Source organism: Gordonia sp. (in: high G+C Gram-positive bacteria), assembly GCF_052106715.1.
Classification (GTDB): domain Bacteria; phylum Actinomycetota; class Actinomycetes; order Mycobacteriales; family Mycobacteriaceae; genus Gordonia.
Genome location: NZ_JBQEDL010000023.1, coordinates 35,437 through 51,086, shown reverse-complemented (window position 1 = coordinate 51,086; position 15,650 = coordinate 35,437). Strand labels below are relative to the sequence as shown.

The following is a 15,650-nucleotide window of genomic DNA, read 5'->3' as shown; positions in this document are numbered from 1 at the left end:
TCTGGGCGTCACTCGCGCGCCGGACTCGACGCCTGCGCCCAGAACCGCTTGGGAATCCGTCCCGCTCCGGCCGCGAGCCGGCCACCGATCACGGCGTGCCGCATGGCCGAGGCCATCGCCTCCGGATCGTTGGCCCGGGTCACCGCGCTAGCGAGAAGTACTGCGTCGCAACCGAGTTCCATGGCTAGCGCGGCATCGCTCGCGGTGCCGACACCGGCGTCGAGGACGACGGGTACGCCAGCGCGCGCAACGATCATCTCGATGTTATGCGGGTTGCAGATGCCCAGGCCGGTGCCGATCGGCGAACCGAGCGGCATCACTGCGGCGACACCGACGTCTTCCAGGCGGCGCGCGAGGACGGGATCGTCGTTCGTGTACGCCATGACGTCGAATCCGTCCGCGACCAGGGACTCGGCTGCGTCGACGAGTTCGAGGGGGTCGGGCAGCAGCGTGTGATCATCGGCGATCACTTCGAGCTTCACCAGGTTCGTCTCGACGGCTTCGCGTCCGAGTTGCGCACACAAGACGGCTTCGTCCTTCGTATGGCACCCCGCAGTGTTGGGCAGCACTGCGATGTCGAGACGGCGCAACAGCTCCAAGACTCCAGTCCCCGACGTCGCGTCGACGCGCCGCATCGCCACCGTCGTCAGTTCGGTACCGGATGCGAGGAGCGCACGCTCGAGGACCGCGAGGTTCGACGCGCCTCCCGTCCCCGTGATCAGGCGGGACGCGTACTCGCGGCCTGCGACGACGAACGGGTCAGCCACCCTGCACCGCCGTCAGGACGTCGATCTCGGCGTACTCGCCGATCTCCTCACTCCAGCGCGATTTCGGGCGCACCACTCCGTCGACGGCAATGGCGACGCCTTCGTCCGGGAAACCCATGTGCGCAAGGAGTCGTCGAACGTCGACTGGGCCGTCGATCTGCACGGCGTCGCCGTTGACCGTCAATTCCATGATCGTCTCTTCTCTCTCGGATGTGTCGATGCTCAGGCCAGCAGTCCCATGGCACGCGATGCGGTCCACGGCGCCAAGGCGATGCCGTTACGTCCGTGGCCGGTCGCGACGAGGACGCGATCGTCGATCCGCTGCACGACGGGCAGTCCGTCGGCCGAGCACGGCCGGATCCCGGCTGCGACTTCCACGAGCTCGTAGGAGCTGAGCCCCGGCATGACGGCGATCGCGTCGGTCAACAGGTCGGCGACGCCGACGGCTTGAGGTGCCCGGTCGTCGGGCCCTTGCGCCTCGTACTGAGTCGCCCCGACAACGACCCCGTCGGCGCGCGGCACAAGATATACGGGGCGGCCGTGACGGCGGCCGCGGATGACGTGACTCGGGGGCGGCACCGACCATCGGGTCCGACGCAGGCGGAGGATCTCGCCCTTCTCCCCGTGCACCGGGACGGGCGCTCCGGCGACGGCGGCCAATGCCGCGCTACCGAGCCCGGCGGCGATCAACACATGCTCGCCCGGCAGGGCAGTCGGATCATCGACGACGGCCTCCACGATCTGTGCGCCGCCCTCGCGGAGGGCTTCGGTGAGCGCCTCGATGAGCAGCCGATTGTCCACTGCGCCTTCGCCTTCGGCGAGATACCCGCCTACGAGTCCGCGCCCGAGAGCCGGTTCCGCCCGACGCAGCTCGGAGGCCGTCGACCTCGTCAGAGCGGCTGCGGGCAGTCGGTCTCGGACGAATGCGACCTGGTCGTCGAGATAGGCGAGATCGGTACTGGACGCGCCGATCAGGACGCTATCGGTGGCTGTGCGGACGGCCGGGTCGCCGAGGCGGGCGAGGAAGTCCGGCCAGAGGCTCGCCGACTGAGACGACACGTCGAGGAGGCGGTCTTCGCCGGGGTGTCCTTCACCGAGGCAGCCGAGCATACCGCCCGCGACGTCGGCGGCCCGCGTGCTCGGTCCGGCGTCGTACACAGTCACCGACCATCCGGCGTCCGTTGCGGCAAGCGCACACGCCAGTCCGACGACGCCGCCGCCCACGACCGAGAGTTCTCGTCCCACGATGATCAAATCCCTTCGCCGGCATTATCCGGATCAGGTCAGACGGTCAGCGACGGCTCGCGTCGCACTCTCAGCCCGGCGCCCCGGACTCCCGTGTGTTCTCGCCTCTTGCGCCACCAGCCTACCGTTGCAGTTATGCCAGTCGATCCTCGCACCGCGCTCTCGAACGCACGCCTGTACCTCTGCACCGATGCGCGTACCGAGCGCGGCGACCTGATGGATTTCGTCGCCGCCGCGGTGGCCGGCGGCGTCGACATCGTCCAACTGCGAGACAAGGAGATCGATGCGGCGACCGAGTTGGCGGCGCTCGCTCGGCTGCGTGAGGTCGTCCACGAAGGCGGCGCACAGTTAGCGGTGAACGACCGAGCGGACCTCGCGCACGCCGCCCGCGCCGACGTCCTACACCTCGGACAAGACGATCTTCCGCCGTCTGCGGCTCGCGCGATCGTCGGCCCCGACATGGTGATCGGCCGCTCGACACACGACAGCGAGCAGATGCACGCAGCCGTCGCCGACCGCGACGTCGACTACTTCTGCACCGGCCCGTTGTGGGCCACGCCGACCAAGCCGGGGCGCCCCGCGACCGGGCTCGATCTCGTCCGGGCGGCCGCGGCGGGCTCCGCGGGCAAACCCTGGTTCGCGATCGGCGGCATCGACCTGGAGCGGGTCCCCGAGGTCACGGCCGCTGGCGCCTCCCGGATCGTCGTCGTGCGGGCGATCACCGCCGCCGACGCGCCCTCTCGGGCCGCTTCCGCGCTCCGCGAAGCAGTGCTACGCTGACCGTCATCATGATGTGGAAGCTTCTCGTAACCTGCCGCAGCGGGGTCTGATTCGACCGACCCCCCGCTGCGGGTTCGTCGTTTGCTCCACAATTTCTCGTCGGTCACCGATTCTTCGATCGAAATGAACCGACGTGATGCACTCCATTCAGATTCAACCGACATCCTGGACCCGTGACGGGCGCGGCGACCGCCGCACACCCGCCTGGTTTCCCCGGGAGGCGGCCACCATGACCACTGCACACTTCGACACGACCTACGCTCCGACCGGTTCGATCTCGTTGGAAGCCTTCGCCTTCGAGCCGTGCCGCGCCGATCTGGTCCACTGCACCGCGAGCGTCCGAGTCCACCAGCGCACGGTCCGCCTCGAGGCGACGTCGTCCGGCATCATCGGCGCGATGACCGCCATGCTCTACGACATCGACGCGGGCGTCGAGATCGTCTCGATCTCGCAGCAGACCGACGACGAGGAAGTCACCACCTACTTGTTGTGCGACGCCGACGGCCGCCGCTGCTGGTCGTATGGGATCGGCAGCACGGCAGACGAATCCGCAGTCGCAGCCCTCATCTCGGGAGCCAATCAGCTGTCGAAGGGCTGAGCCACTCAGGTCAGCCGATCGACCAATGCGGGCCACGCCGCAGCCAGTCCTGGATGGAGCGGGAGTTCCGCGACGCGAACAGCAGGCACCCAACGCAGTTCCGTCGACTCTCCGTTCGGAGTCGTCGCAACCTGCGACGCTGCTCGCGCGAGCACCGTCGTGTACGTCCAGCCACTGGACGCTCGATGGGTGACGACCGCGTCCACCACGTCCACCTGATCGCTGGAGATGCCCGCCTCTTCGTGCGCTTCCCGGACTGCGGCCTGCTCGACGGTCTCGTGCGAGTCGCGGGCTCCGCCCGGCAGACCCCACGTACCACCCTGATGGGACCAGATCGCGCGGTGCTGGAGCAGAACCGCAACCCCGCTGTCGGTCGCCGCGGTTAACAGCAGTCCCGCGGCTCCATGCCGACCCCAGTACCGCTGGCCGTCGGCGTCGAAGACCCAGCCGTCGCCGTCTCCCTGCACGCTGCCTCCCACGCCGTCCGACGTCGATTCCGGTGTCGCCGACACCGATGACCGGCGACTCGCCCCTCACCGTACCGGGTGTTACCGGACGACCGCAGGCACGACGACTAGGCTGAAACCAACCCAAGTGAAGGGATTTGTCGTGACCGGCCAGGTTTCGGGAGTGCGTTCCGCGCTCACGCACGCCGGGCGAACTGTGATCCCGGAACGGAGCGGATCCGGGCCAACTCTCCGACAAGTCATCGCCGACCGGCGCGAGCTCGCCGCGATGACCCGGGAGCGAGTGAGTTCGCCCCTCGTCTCCTTCCGGTTCTACGCGACCACCACGCCAGGCAAGCTCGTCATCATCCTGCTGGCGATGATCCTCGCGTGCACCCTGACCGGTTGGTACTCGTCAGCTGCGTTGACCACCCGCAGCCAGACGCTCTCGTCGCTGATCGACCGGAGTGAGCCGCAGGCCGAGGCCGCCGAGACCCTGTACAGCTCGCTGTCGGTGGCCGACGCGTCCGCGAACTCGGCCTTCATCTCCGGTGGCCGCGAGTCGCCCGAACTCCGCGCCTCGTTCACCGATTCGATCGCGACCGCGTCGACCGCGCTGATCGCCGCGACCGACGGGTACCGGGACGACGCGTCGGCACACACGGACGACGAGGAGGGCGCCCGCGCCGACCTCAACACGCTCGCGGTCAAGCTGCCCGAGTACACCGGTCTCGTCGAGACGGCCCGGACCAACAACCGGCTCGGGTACCCCGTCGGGTCGGCCTACCTCACCGTCGCATCGACCCTCATGCAGGACACGATCCTGCCCGCAGCGCAGCGACTCTACGAGCAGCGCTCGGCGGCGATCTCCGAGCCACAACGCACCTTGACGGTGCCTCCGTGGGGCGTCTACGTCGCGTTGTTTCTGATCATCGGCATGCTCCTGGTGACCGGGCGATATCTGGCCAGACGGACGCGGCGCCACTTCAACGTCGGTCTGATCGCCGCGCTCACCGCACTCGGACTCGGCACTGTGTGGCTACTCGTCTCGGGTCTGACCTCGGTCGCCGCGGCCAACACCGCCAAAGAGTCCGGAGCGGACCCGCTGCACACCCTGACCAGCATGCGGATCCTCACCCAGCAGGCTCGGTCCGCCGAGACGCTGTCTTTAGTCCGCCGATCAGACCCGGGCGAGCTCGATCGACTGTTCGAGACGTCGATGGCCCAGATCGTCGATCGCGCCGACGGTCTCCAGAGCTCGGCCGAACTCGACGACGACGCCGGGATCACCGATCCGTTGGACGAGGTGAAATCGGCCGTCGAGCGCTGGCGTTCGGCACACGCCGAAGTCGGTCGGCTTCTGACCGCCGGGGACTTCACCAGCGCCCGGTCGCTCACCGTCGGCGACGGCACGATCAGTACGGCAACCGGTTACGACGAGGCCAACGCTGCACTAGTCGAGGCCATCGCCGAAGCACGGTCGACTTTCCGCAACAACATCAACACCGCGCAACGCGTCCTCGGGTTCACCGGCACCGGTATCGCCGTATTGTGCGGGGTCGCGGCGATCGCCGTATTCGGCGGGCTCTTCCCTCGAATCCGGGAGTACCGGTGACCAGACGCGCAGGAGCCAGGGCCAGACGGGGAGTCTCGGTCGCCGTTCTCGCCCTGGCCGTCACCGTCGGGCTGAGCGCCTGCGGAATGGCGACGAGCGAGAACGGCGAGCCGCCAACTACCACCGCCGAAGTCCCACTCCCGCCGAACGTCTCTTTCGACGACTCCGACCACAGCCCAGCGCCGTCCACCGAGTCGACCGACTGCGACACGTCGAGTCTGCGACCGCAGGGCGAACTGCCGACGCCCGGCCAGATGCCTGTGCGATCGATGATGGAGCAGATCCTCAAACGCGGCCGACTGGTCGTCGGCACCGACCTCGGGTCCAACCCACTGAGCTTCCGCGATCCACTGACCGGAGACGTCATGGGGTTCGACGTCGACATCGCGCACTGGATCTCCGACGCGATCTTCGGCGATCCGAACCGGATCGACTACCGAATGGTGTCCAGCGCCAACCGCATCGAAGCTCTGCAGAACGGCACTGTCGACATCGTCATCAAATCGATGTCGATCACCTGCGAACGACTGGCGGCCATCGACTTCTCGATCCCGTACTTCGAAGCCTCACAACGGATCCTCGCTTACCGGCACACCGGAATCGAGAGTGCCGCCGACCTCGACGGAAAACGAGTGTGTGTCTCGTTGTCGTCGACGTCGGCCAACCGGGTCAAGGAGTTGGCGCCGAAAGCCCGGTTCGCGACGACCGCCAGCTGGGCCGACTGCCTGGTCATGCTGCAGCAGGGACAGGTCGACGCCATCACCTCCGACACCCCGATCCTCGCGGGCATCGCCGCCCAGGACCCGTGGGCGCGGGTCGTCGGGGAGAGCCTCGGCGCCGAGGACTACGGGGTCGGCGTGGCCAAAGACCACCCCGACTTCGTCGAGTTCATCAACGCGATCCTCGAGAAACGACGTGCGGACGGCAGTTGGCAGAGTTCGTACAACCGGTGGCTCTCGGTCCTGGGCCCCGGATCGCCCCCGCCGTACACCTACCGTGATTGAAGACGATGAGCAACGACGACAAGACTGACGAGCACCAGACGCAGCCGGTCCAGACGATGCCGGCTGCGACTGACGACGGGCCGGTGACTCAGGCCGCTGTCCCGATGTCCACGGTCGGCACCACTCCCGTCCATCAGGGCACCCAGGGGACCCAGGTCCGACGACTGTTCGAGGACATAACCTCCTCGCGCCGCAAGATTCGCAAGACTCCGTCGCATATCCACGACCGTCGACTCGGAAGCGGCCTGGTGCAGCTTCCGGACGTCACCGACATCGACCCGGCCGATGCCGTCCTCGCCGACCCGATGATCGTCGAGTCCAAACGCACCTGCTGGAAATGCGGCGCCGAAGTCGGCCGGAGCTCCGGACCGGGGAAGGGCCCGGCCCAGGGCACCTGCCCGAACTGTGGGTCGCGCTACTCGTTCGTGCCAGGGCTCGCACGCGGAACGATGGTCGCCGACCAGTACGAGATCGCGGGCGCCATCGCCCACGGTGGCATGGGGTGGATCTATCTGGCGGTCGACCACAACGTGTCCGATCGCCCCGTCGTCCTCAAGGGACTGCTGAACTCGTCCGATTCGCAGGCGCAGGCCGTCGCCATCGCCGAGCGGCAGTTCCTCGCATCCGTGAACGATCCGGGCATCGTGAAGATCTTCAACTTCGTCGAGTGGGCCGACGACGACGGCCGACTGTTCGGGTACATCGTGATGGAGTACGTCGGCGGTCACACTCTGAAACACCTCACCACCGGCCCCACCGGCAAGACGAAGCCGATGCCGGTCGAGCAGGCGATGGCCTACATCCTGGAAGTTCTCTCGGCTGTCGGCTATCTGCACTCGGTCGGCCTCGTCTACAACGACGTGAAGCCCGACAACATCATGATCACCGCCGACGAGGTCAAGCTGATCGATCTCGGTGCGGTGTCGTCGATCAACGGGTACGGCCGCCTGTACGGCACTCCCGGTTTTCAAGCACCGGAGATCGCCGAGACCGGGCCGCAGGTCGCGACCGACATCTATTCGATCGGCCGGACGCTGGCCGTGCTCACCGTCGACATGCCGATGGAGGACGGTCGGTATCTGGACGGGCTCCCCGACCCGGAGACGACCCCGGTCTTCGTCGCCAATCCGTCCTTCTACTTTCTCCTGCAGCGCGCTACGTCGACGGATCCGACGGAGCGGTTCGAGTCTGCCGAGGAGATGACCACCCAGGTCCTCAACGTCCTGCGCGAGACCGTCGCCCTGCACACCGGTGTTCCGCGACCGTCGTTGTCGACGGTGTTCACCCCGCAGCGTTCGACATTCGGAACCGAACTGCTCCTGGCGCCGGTCGACGGCTTCTTCAATGCGAAGGACGCTGCCATCCATGATCCCGCGGACATCGCCCGCGCGCTCCCCATCCCGCTCGTCGACCCGACAGACCCCGCAGCGAACGTGCTGACGTCGGCCGCGCTCTCGTACCCGCGTCAAACGTTGGACACGATCAAGGCCGCACGGGCCGAAGGCTTCTCGTCGTTGATAGCACCGGACCAGGTGCCGTACCCCCGGCGGAGCGCGGAGCATCCGTCGTTGGAGATCGACCTCGCCGAGGCCCGCGCACACCTGGAGTTGGGCAACCTCGACACCGCGCTGCAACTGTTGCGAGAGGTCGCCGATAATCACGGCGACTCGTGGCGGCTGCACTGGTTTCTCGGGATCTGTGCCCTACTGAACGCCGAACCGGAACTCGCCTTCGACCGATTCCACGAAGTGCTTGAGGCTCTTCCGGGCGAGGTCGCCCCGAAGCTCGCCGTCGCCGGTACGGCCGAGCTCATCGGCTACTGGCTGTCGGCCGAGGGATTGTCGAGCAATGACCAAGCCGCGCAGGTCGAACGCTGGTACGACATCGCCCGCCAGGCCTACCACGACCTCTGGCTCACCGACCACGCCATCGTCACCGCGGCGTTCGGCTACGCGCGGATGCTCCTCGCCGAGGGCGAGATCGCGCAGGCGATCGAGCCGCTCGACGAGGTGCCGATCACGAGCCGACACTTCGGCACCGCCCAGATCAGCGCGATCCTGTCCCTCGTCCACGGCCGACCGCCGGGCGCGATCACGCCGGACGAGCTGTTCGAGGCGTCGACCCGCTTCAACCAGATCGGGTTCGACGATCCACGGCGCAGGCGACTGAAACTGATCGTCCTCGGCAGCGCTCTCGGCTGGATCGACGCGCATCCCGGATCGGGTGAGGGTGAGGACTTCCTCGGCTTCCCGTTCACCGAGCCCGGCCTGCGCGCCGGTACCGAGCGGTCCCTGCGCGAACTGGCCCGCGCGACGCGCGACAACCGCGCGCACCGCTTCCTTCTCGTCGACCTGGCGAACCTGGTCCGTCCCGCGACCCTGTTCTAGCGCGACCCGCCGCCGGCCGAGGCCCCCGCCGCTGGTCGAGCCCTACTTCCGCTGGTCGAGCGGAGTCTGTTGAGACAGCGAAGCTGGTCGAGCGGAGTCTGTTGAGACAGCGAAGCTGGTCGAGCGGAGTCGAGACCTCTAGAAACGCACGTCGACGGCATCTGCGCCGGACAGCGACAACGCGGCGAGAGAGGTCGGGGTGATGCCGCCGCGGAACGTGGCCTTCACGCCGGAGACGTTCTGACTCTTCGCCAGTCGCGCCGCCTCCGCGGCCGTGAGGTGCAGATCCGCGATGTCGGTTCGGCGGAGATGGTCGTCGCCGTTCATGTCGGTCGACGATGTCTTCATCGAGAGGACGGCGCGCGTCCCGTTCACTCGGATGATCGGGTCGGCGAGCGCGACCTCGAGCAGGTGAAAGCGCGTGTAGACGACGGCGGTACCCGTGTAGCGCAGTTCGCCGCGACCGTTGCGAATGGTGTTGTCGGCGAGTTCGAAGGTCATGCGGTCGCGAGAGTCGACGTCCGCGCCGTCTTTGCCGGAGAGGGCGCCCTCGGTCACGTCGATCGCATCGGAGAAGCTCGACGAGTAGCCCCACACCAGATTCTGAGCGGGGGGCGTCGGCGTGTTGGGGCCGGGCTCGGTCGAGTAGTTGAGCGGAACGAACTTCTCCTGCGCGGCGTTGACCGAGTTCGCTGCGCCGTAGGTGTAGACGCCCCACCGCTTGTTCGCCGGCGTCTTATCGGGCGTCGCCAGCGTCAGACGCGCCGTGAACCGGCCCTGCGCGTCCAGCGGGACCCACTGCTGTCGAATGGTGCGACGCAGGTCGAACGGCACCTCGGGGACCCGGTTGAGCGCCGAGCGCGAGAGCGCCCACTTGGTCTTGCCGCGGACCTCGGCGCGCGAGGACGCCGGAGCGTTCTTCGACGGCTGCCACACCGGCGCGAAACCGCCGAAGGTCACGAAGGTGCCGTGCGGAACGCCGGGCGGGACGGGTACCGGCAGGCCCGAGGTGTTCGCGGCGGGATCGAATCCGGTCCCGGTCACCACGACCTCGTCACCGGGGTGCAGCGGAGTGTCCCCGATAGGCGTCACTCCGTCGGCCGCAAACACAGTGATCGCCGGAGCGAACCGCTGCGCGTGCGCCGATCCGGTTCCGGTCACCGCGAAGGCGAGGGCGCAGGTCACGACAACGAACAGAACGACAAGACCACGTAAACGAGACATAGAGCCGAGCCTAACCTATTCACATTGTTATCCGATCGGGGCTTAAGTCCCTCATCGTGCCGATTTCTTCAAGACCGAGGCGGCGCGGGCGGGAAGAATTCCTGTCATGAACACACGCAAAGACATGAACATCTGGCCCGGAATCACCTGCAGCGATCCGCTCGCCGAACGCGACTGGCTCGGTCGGCTCGGGTTCGAGCCCGGAATCCTCGTCGAGGGCGACGGTCCGGGCGAGGTGATGCACTCGGAGATGCTGTGGCCCGACGGTGGTCGCGTCATGGTGAGTTCGGCAGGCAAAGCCGATTCGACGTTCACCACGCCGGTCGGCACCGCCAACGTGTACGTGGTCGTCGCCGATCCGGACGCCGTCTACGCGAACGCCGTCGATTTCGGTGCGAAGCTGGTGCGCGACATGGCCGACGAGGACTATGGATCCCGAGGGTTCTCGATCGCCGACCCGGAGGGCAACCTGTGGAGTTTCGGAACGTACGCGGGCTGAAGTCCGACCTACCGGAGTCCGCCGTCGCGGCAGCCGGCGTGCACATTGCGCCGTACGACATCCGAGGCGTCGCCCCCGGCACTCACCTCGGTCTCCCGTCACCGACGGTCACCCTGATCGTCGACCTGCGCGACGGCCTGGTCCTCACCGGACCCGGTCTGAATCGCCAGACGAGTTTCACATGCGGGATCGGCGAACTGCACGTCGAGGCGTACACGGTCCACCACGACGGGAACCAGGTCGGCGTACAGCTGGACCTCACGCCCGGGGCCGTTCGGCGGCTCTTCGGCGTCCCCGTCGGATCATTGTCGTCGATGCAAGAACTCGACCAGGTCGACGCCGCGCTCACGTCACGTCTGCGCGACACCCTCGGCGACCTCCCGCACGCTGTGCGGCGACAGGCAGCGTCGGCGATCATCGCCGACCAACTGATTGAGAGGGACGCCGCGCGCTCTGCCGACCCGGACGCCGTCCGGACGTGGCAAGCGATCCTCCGCTCGCGCGGTCGTGTGCGGGTGTCGAGCCTGGTCGAGGAATCGGGGTGGTCTGCCCGCAAGCTGACCGGGGTCTTCGCCGCCGAGTTCGGCATGGGCCCGAAGCAGGCGGCACGGCTCGTCCGCTTCGACGAGGCCCGGCGTCTCCTGGAGGCCGGTTGCGCCCCCGCCCACGTCGCCGCCGACCTGGGCTACGCCGACCAAGCGCACCTGTCTCGCGAGTTCGCGTCGTTCACCGGCCGTGCGCCGACGCGGTTCCTCGCGGACCGTCGTGCTGACGGTCTCACCGACGCCGCTCACCTCGACGACGCTCGCTCCCCTCGGGAGGGGAGCGAGCGCGTTCTAGGTGAGCGGATGTCGGCGAAGTGAGCGGCTACTTCTCGACCGGGTTGCCGTCGGCGTCCCAGTGCTCGGCGACCTTCTTGCTCGGCTGGACGCGGGGCGGCTCACCGGGCATCTTCGGGTACGACGGCGGGTACGGGAGGTCGCCGAGACCGTCGGCATCGTCGCGAGCGACCATCTCGAGGAGCGGCTCGAGTCCGACGGCGTGATCGGCGATGTCGGCCCACGGGTCGACGCGTCGTTCGACGAGTGCAGGCACGGTGGCGATCGTCAGGCCCTCCGGGTCGACGTTGGCGAGTTCGTCCCATGGCAGCGGGGTCGACACCCGCGCGGTCGCAGACTTACGCACCGAGTACGGTGCCGCCATCGACCGGTCGCGGGCGTTCTGGTTGTAGTCGATGAAGATCCGGTCGCCACGTTCCTCCTTCCACCACGACGTGGTGATGAGGTCCGGTGCGCGACGCTCCAATTCGCGTCCCAACGCGATCACCGCACGCCTCGTGGCGATGAAGTCCCACTCGGGTCGGATCGGAACGAACACGTGGATGCCGCGACTGCCCGACGTCTTGACGAAGCCCGTGTATCCGAGTTCGTCGAGAAGCGGTCGGACGTGATCGATCGCCACCGCGCGCACATCGTCGAAGTCGCGCGCCGCCGACGGGTCCAAGTCGATGCGCAACTGATCGGGATGGTCGTTGTCCGGGTCCAGCGTCGGCCACGTGTGAAGTGTCACGGTGCCGAGGTTCGCCGCCCACACCACATCGGCTGGGATCCGCGGACAGAACGCCTGGCCGGAACGCTTGGACGGGAAGACGATCCGCGTCGACTCGATGTGGTCGGGATGATATTTCGTCAGGTGCTTCTGGTAGATCTCCTCGCCCTCGACACCGTCGGGGAAGCGCTGCAGGAACGTCGGGCGACCACCGACTGCGTCGAGCAGCGGCCCGGCCAGTGCCATCGCGCGGTAGTACTCGACGAGGTCGGCCTTCCGCCCGCCGTCCTCACCGAGTTCTGGGAAGTAGATCTTGTCGGGATTGCTGAGCTTGACCTCGACACCATCGACGTCGAGCATGACCGGCTTGGGTTTCGAACTCTTGCTCGCCATCAGGAGCCCTCCAGCACGTCGTGGATGTCGTAGGTGAGCGGGACCTCGAGTTGGTCGTATCCGCAACTGGCCGGGTCGCGGTCCGGGCGCCACCGCAAGAACTTCACCGTGTGCCGGAACCGACCGTTCTCCATCTGGTCGTAGGCCACTTCGACGACGAGCTCCTGGCGGATGGGCAGCCACTCGCTACTGCCCGCGGTGCGCCACCTCGACACCTCGCCCTGCGCGACACCGTCCGGATCCAGGCGCATCGGCTCGAACATCTCCTGCAGTTCGATCCGCTTCGCGTCCGAGAACGCGCTCGACCCGCCGACCATCCGGAGTTCGCCGTCATCGCCGTACAGTCCCAGAAGCATCGATCCGAGACCAGTTCCGCTCTTGTGGACGCGATAACCGAGCACAACGCAGTCCGCGGTCCGCTTATGCTTGACCTTGACCATTTCGCGTTTGTTCGGCACGTACAGCCCGTCGAGGCGTTTCGCAACGACACCGTCGAGACCGGCGCCCTCAAAGGCGGTGAACCAGTCGCCCGCAACGACCGGGTCTTGTGTCACCCGGCTGACCTGGAGGGATCCGCCGTCTCCGATCGCGTGAAGCAGCGCGTCACGGCGGACCGTGAACACTTCCCCGGTCAGTTCGTCGTCGCCGAGCGCGAGCGCGTCGAACCCGATGAAGATCGCGGGCGTCTCGCGCGCGAGCTTCTCGATGCGCGAGGCCGCCGGGTGGATCCGTTGGCTCAGCGAGTCCCAATCGAGGCGCCGGACACCGTCGATCTCACGGACGACACCGACTTCGCCGTCGACGACGACCCGCTCGGGCAATGCGGCGCGAGCCGCCTCAACGAGTTCGGGGAAGTACCGCGCCAGGTCCTTGCCGCCGCGCGAGGACATGACGACCTCGTCGCCGTCGCGGAAGATCAACGCGCGGAATCCGTCCCACTTGGGCTCGTACGAGAACGCCGGACCGTCTGCCGGCTGGTCAGGGACGGACGTCACCGCTTTCGCGAGCATCGGCGCGACGGGCGGGTTGATCGGAAGGTCCACCCGTTCATCGTCCACGACAGCACCGACAGCGGCAACGGATTGGCCGGAACCGCCGACCGAGCCCCTCACCGTCACGCAGCCCGCTGGTCGCTCGCCCGACACTACGTCGACACCGCCGCGCCACCGGGCGACCCTAACGTCTGAATACGATGGCGATCACACCGAAGTCCGTCTCGGCTCATTCCCGCAGACATTTCCTCGGCTTGACGGCGGCTGCCGCCGGAACTGCTGCTACCGCAACGCTTCTGCCGCCTTCACTGCTCGACGCGGTGGCCCGCGGAAGACCGGCCGGGAGTCTGCGCGATGTGGAGCATGTCGTCGTCCTGATGCAGGAGAACCGTTCGTTCGACCACTACTTCGGGACGCTGCGCGGGGTGCGCGGGTTCGCCGACAACTCCGCGAAACCCGGTGTCTTCGACCAGGACGACGTGCACCCCTTCCTGGCTCGCGACGCCGCGAACCGCGGCGACCTGTCCGTCGAATATCTTGCGTCCCTACCGCACTCGTGGCCAGACGGGCAGCAGGCGCTCAATGAGGGACACTGCGACAGGTGGGTCCGCGCGAAGGGTACGGCGACCATGGCCGCCTACGATCGGCGCGATATCGCATTCCAGTTCGCACTGGCCGAGACGTTCACGGTGTGCGACGGCTACTTCTCGTCGTGTCCGACGTCGACGAGCCCGAACCGGAACTTCCTGTTCTCCGGAACCAGCGGCTTCGAGCCGTCGGGTCAGCGGGCAATCGGCAACGACGCCTACGACTCCACACACCCGGGCTACACGTGGAAGACGTATGCGGAGTCGCTGCACGAAGCAGGCGTCGACTGGCGCGTATACCAGGAATGGGACAACTACACCGACAACAACCTCGACTTCTTCGCGACGTTCCGCACTCTCGGACGCGCGGCAGTCGAAGTCGCGGGCGAGAGCGGCGGCGATCTGACCGGCTTCTACGAGGACTTGTTGCAGGAGTCCGACGTCGACGAACAGCGTGCGCGCGCCCAGAGCGTGCACGACGGCGCCGGCCGCATCGGCGGCGGGCTCACCGACCTGTACCGCCGGGGCCTGTATCGAAGCGAGCCCGGTTCGCTCGTCTCCCGGTTCCGCCGCGACGTGCAGTCCGATCAGTTGCCGACCGTGTCGTGGATCGTCGCGTCGGCGGCCGACTCCGAGCACCCGTCGGCATCGTCGCCGCTCCAGTCGTCCACGCTCACCTACCGCCTGCTCGATGCACTGGCGTCGAATCCCCGCGTGTGGGCGAAGACCGCGGTGCTGCTGACCTTCGACGAGTTCGACGGCTACTTTGACCACGTCGTGCCGCCGCTGCCGCCGCAGGACGAACCCGGCGAGTGGTGGGACGGCAAGCCGATGGGACTCGGTTTTCGTGTCCCGATGTCGATCATCTCGCCGTGGACTGTCGGCGGTCGCGTCTCGTCGGAGGTCTTCGACCACACGTCGGTCGTGCGCTTCCTCGAGCGTGTCACCGGCGTGGAGTGCCCGAATATCTCGAGGTGGCGCCGACGGGTGTGTGGCGACCTGGTGTCGGCCTTCGACTTCGCCCGCTCCGACGGCCTCCGACTGCCCGCGCACCCAGGACCGGTGCCGTCGTTCGAGGAACGATGGGAGGCCGAGCCGGGCGGCGGCCGCCCGGTGCAGGAGACCGATCCGGCGGTGGCCCTCCCGACCCCGTATCGATTGTCGGCCGTCGTCGAAGGCGGCGTCCTGCACTTGCGGAACGACGGGTCCCGGCCCGCCGTGTTCGGCGTGTTCTACGACGGCCGCGCCGAACACCACACGGTGCGCGGTAGGCGGCGCGTGCAGTTGGCCTCGATCACCGAACATGTCGTGGTGACCGGCCCCGACCGATTCCTCCGCGACCTATCGTTCCCGCGGAACGGCTCCTCCGCGGACGTCGTCCTCGACCATGCGGCCCGACGGGTTGAAGTGGACGGACACGACGTGACTGCGTCCGTGGTGACCGACGGCTGGTACGAGGTGACCCTCACCTCGCCGACAGGCAGGCAGTACTTCACCGGCCGCCTCGAGGGCGGGCAGCAGACGCCGACGTCCCCGCTGCGCGCCGACTGATCGTCAGGAGGTGG

The 15,650-nt window shown here is 67.5% G+C and carries 15 protein-coding genes and 1 riboswitch; of the genes, 8 read left to right on the top strand and 7 right to left on the bottom strand.

Going from position 1 to position 15,650, the window contains the following annotated elements:
* Nucleotides 1–8 precede the first annotated feature (8 nt).
* From ACTIMF_RS12795 to ACTIMF_RS12785, 3 genes are all read right to left on the bottom strand, one after another.
* Nucleotides 9–767, bottom strand: a complete 759-nt coding sequence (locus ACTIMF_RS12795; protein WP_442350676.1) for a thiazole synthase — start codon at nt 765–767, stop codon at nt 9–11.
* Nucleotides 760–957, bottom strand: coding sequence for a sulfur carrier protein ThiS (gene thiS / locus ACTIMF_RS12790; protein ID WP_442350675.1), 198 nt, complete (start codon nt 955–957; stop codon nt 760–762). The genes ACTIMF_RS12795 and thiS overlap by 8 nt, the downstream gene beginning before the upstream one ends.
* Nucleotides 958–989: 32 nt before the next feature.
* Complete coding sequence (locus tag ACTIMF_RS12785) at nt 990–2,012, bottom strand: FAD-dependent oxidoreductase (RefSeq protein ID WP_442350674.1); 1,023 nt, start codon at nt 2,010–2,012, stop codon at nt 990–992.
* Nucleotides 2,005–2,117: riboswitch (TPP riboswitch) on the bottom strand. It overlaps the preceding gene by 8 nt.
* A gap of 30 nt (nt 2,118–2,147) precedes the next feature.
* Between ACTIMF_RS12785 and thiE the strand changes: the two genes are divergently transcribed.
* Nucleotides 2,148–2,792, top strand: a complete 645-nt coding sequence (gene thiE, locus ACTIMF_RS12780) for a thiamine phosphate synthase (protein ID WP_442350673.1) — start codon at nt 2,148–2,150, stop codon at nt 2,790–2,792.
* Between the two features lie 229 nt (nt 2,793–3,021).
* Nucleotides 3,022–3,390 (top strand): hypothetical protein, encoded by a 369-nt coding sequence (locus tag ACTIMF_RS12775; protein WP_442350672.1) that lies wholly within the window; start codon nt 3,022–3,024, stop codon nt 3,388–3,390.
* Between the two features lie 5 nt (nt 3,391–3,395).
* Here the strand turns inward: ACTIMF_RS12775 and ACTIMF_RS12770 are convergent, their stop codons facing one another.
* On the bottom strand, nt 3,396–3,857 hold the full coding sequence (locus ACTIMF_RS12770) for an NUDIX domain-containing protein (protein WP_442350671.1): 462 nt from the start codon (nt 3,855–3,857) through the stop codon (nt 3,396–3,398).
* 142 nt (nt 3,858–3,999) lie between these two features.
* Here ACTIMF_RS12770 and ACTIMF_RS12765 point away from each other — a divergent pair, with 142 nt between their 5' ends.
* From ACTIMF_RS12765 to ACTIMF_RS12755, 3 genes are read left to right on the top strand one after another with little or no spacing between them, the layout of a single operon-like run.
* A complete protein-coding gene (locus ACTIMF_RS12765) occupies nt 4,000–5,451 on the top strand; it encodes a hypothetical protein (RefSeq protein WP_442350670.1) in 1,452 nt (483 codons plus the stop codon).
* On the top strand, nt 5,448–6,455 hold the full coding sequence (locus tag ACTIMF_RS12760) for a glutamate ABC transporter substrate-binding protein (protein ID WP_442350669.1): 1,008 nt from the start codon (nt 5,448–5,450) through the stop codon (nt 6,453–6,455). Before ACTIMF_RS12765 ends, ACTIMF_RS12760 begins: the two co-directional genes overlap by 4 nt.
* A 5-nt stretch (nt 6,456–6,460) precedes the next feature.
* Nucleotides 6,461–8,842, top strand: a complete 2,382-nt coding sequence (locus ACTIMF_RS12755; protein WP_442350668.1) for a tetratricopeptide repeat protein — start codon at nt 6,461–6,463, stop codon at nt 8,840–8,842.
* 138 nt (nt 8,843–8,980) lie between these two features.
* Here ACTIMF_RS12755 and ACTIMF_RS12750 read toward each other — a convergent pair whose 3' ends face one another.
* Nucleotides 8,981–10,066 carry an HtaA domain-containing protein gene (locus ACTIMF_RS12750; RefSeq protein WP_442350667.1) on the bottom strand — a complete coding sequence of 362 codons (1,086 nt, stop codon included), beginning with the start codon at nt 10,064–10,066 and terminating at the stop codon, nt 8,981–8,983.
* 106 nt (nt 10,067–10,172) lie between these two features.
* Between ACTIMF_RS12750 and ACTIMF_RS12745 the strand changes: the two genes are divergently transcribed.
* On the top strand, nt 10,173–10,565 hold the full coding sequence (locus ACTIMF_RS12745) for a VOC family protein (protein WP_442350666.1): 393 nt from the start codon (nt 10,173–10,175) through the stop codon (nt 10,563–10,565).
* Complete coding sequence (locus ACTIMF_RS12740) at nt 10,538–11,428, top strand: helix-turn-helix domain-containing protein (protein WP_442350665.1); 891 nt, start codon at nt 10,538–10,540, stop codon at nt 11,426–11,428. The genes ACTIMF_RS12745 and ACTIMF_RS12740 overlap by 28 nt, the downstream gene beginning before the upstream one ends.
* A 4-nt stretch (nt 11,429–11,432) precedes the next feature.
* Here ACTIMF_RS12740 and ACTIMF_RS12735 read toward each other — a convergent pair whose 3' ends face one another.
* Both ACTIMF_RS12735 and ACTIMF_RS12730 read right to left on the bottom strand, forming a co-directional pair.
* Complete coding sequence (locus tag ACTIMF_RS12735) at nt 11,433–12,506, bottom strand: DNA polymerase domain-containing protein (protein WP_442350664.1); 1,074 nt, start codon at nt 12,504–12,506, stop codon at nt 11,433–11,435.
* Nucleotides 12,506–13,549: an ATP-dependent DNA ligase gene (locus ACTIMF_RS12730; protein ID WP_442350663.1), complete on the bottom strand. Its 1,044-nt coding sequence runs from the start codon at nt 13,547–13,549 to the stop codon at nt 12,506–12,508. The genes ACTIMF_RS12735 and ACTIMF_RS12730 overlap by 1 nt, the downstream gene beginning before the upstream one ends.
* Before the next feature lie 149 nt (nt 13,550–13,698).
* Between ACTIMF_RS12730 and ACTIMF_RS12725 the strand changes: the two genes are divergently transcribed.
* Nucleotides 13,699–15,636: an alkaline phosphatase family protein gene (locus ACTIMF_RS12725; RefSeq protein WP_442350662.1), complete on the top strand. Its 1,938-nt coding sequence runs from the start codon at nt 13,699–13,701 to the stop codon at nt 15,634–15,636.
* The last annotated feature ends 14 nt before the right edge of the window (nt 15,637–15,650 follow it).

Excerpts from the sequence above, each read along its gene's own strand:
- thiS (WP_442350675.1), bottom strand. The coding sequence starts at position 957 with ATGGAATTGACGGTCAACGGCGACGCCGTGCAGATCGACGGCCCAGTC.
- thiE (WP_442350673.1), top strand. The coding sequence starts at position 2,148 with ATGCCAGTCGATCCTCGCACCGCGCTCTCGAACGCACGCCTGTACCTC.
- ACTIMF_RS12775 (WP_442350672.1), top strand. The coding sequence starts at position 3,022 with ATGACCACTGCACACTTCGACACGACCTACGCTCCGACCGGTTCGATC.
- ACTIMF_RS12755 (WP_442350668.1), top strand. The coding sequence starts at position 6,461 with ATGAGCAACGACGACAAGACTGACGAGCACCAGACGCAGCCGGTCCAG.
- ACTIMF_RS12750 (WP_442350667.1), bottom strand. The coding sequence starts at position 10,066 with ATGTCTCGTTTACGTGGTCTTGTCGTTCTGTTCGTTGTCGTGACCTGC.
- ACTIMF_RS12745 (WP_442350666.1), top strand. The coding sequence starts at position 10,173 with ATGAACACACGCAAAGACATGAACATCTGGCCCGGAATCACCTGCAGC.
- ACTIMF_RS12735 (WP_442350664.1), bottom strand. The coding sequence starts at position 12,506 with ATGGCGAGCAAGAGTTCGAAACCCAAGCCGGTCATGCTCGACGTCGAT.
- ACTIMF_RS12725 (WP_442350662.1), top strand. The coding sequence starts at position 13,699 with ATGGCGATCACACCGAAGTCCGTCTCGGCTCATTCCCGCAGACATTTC.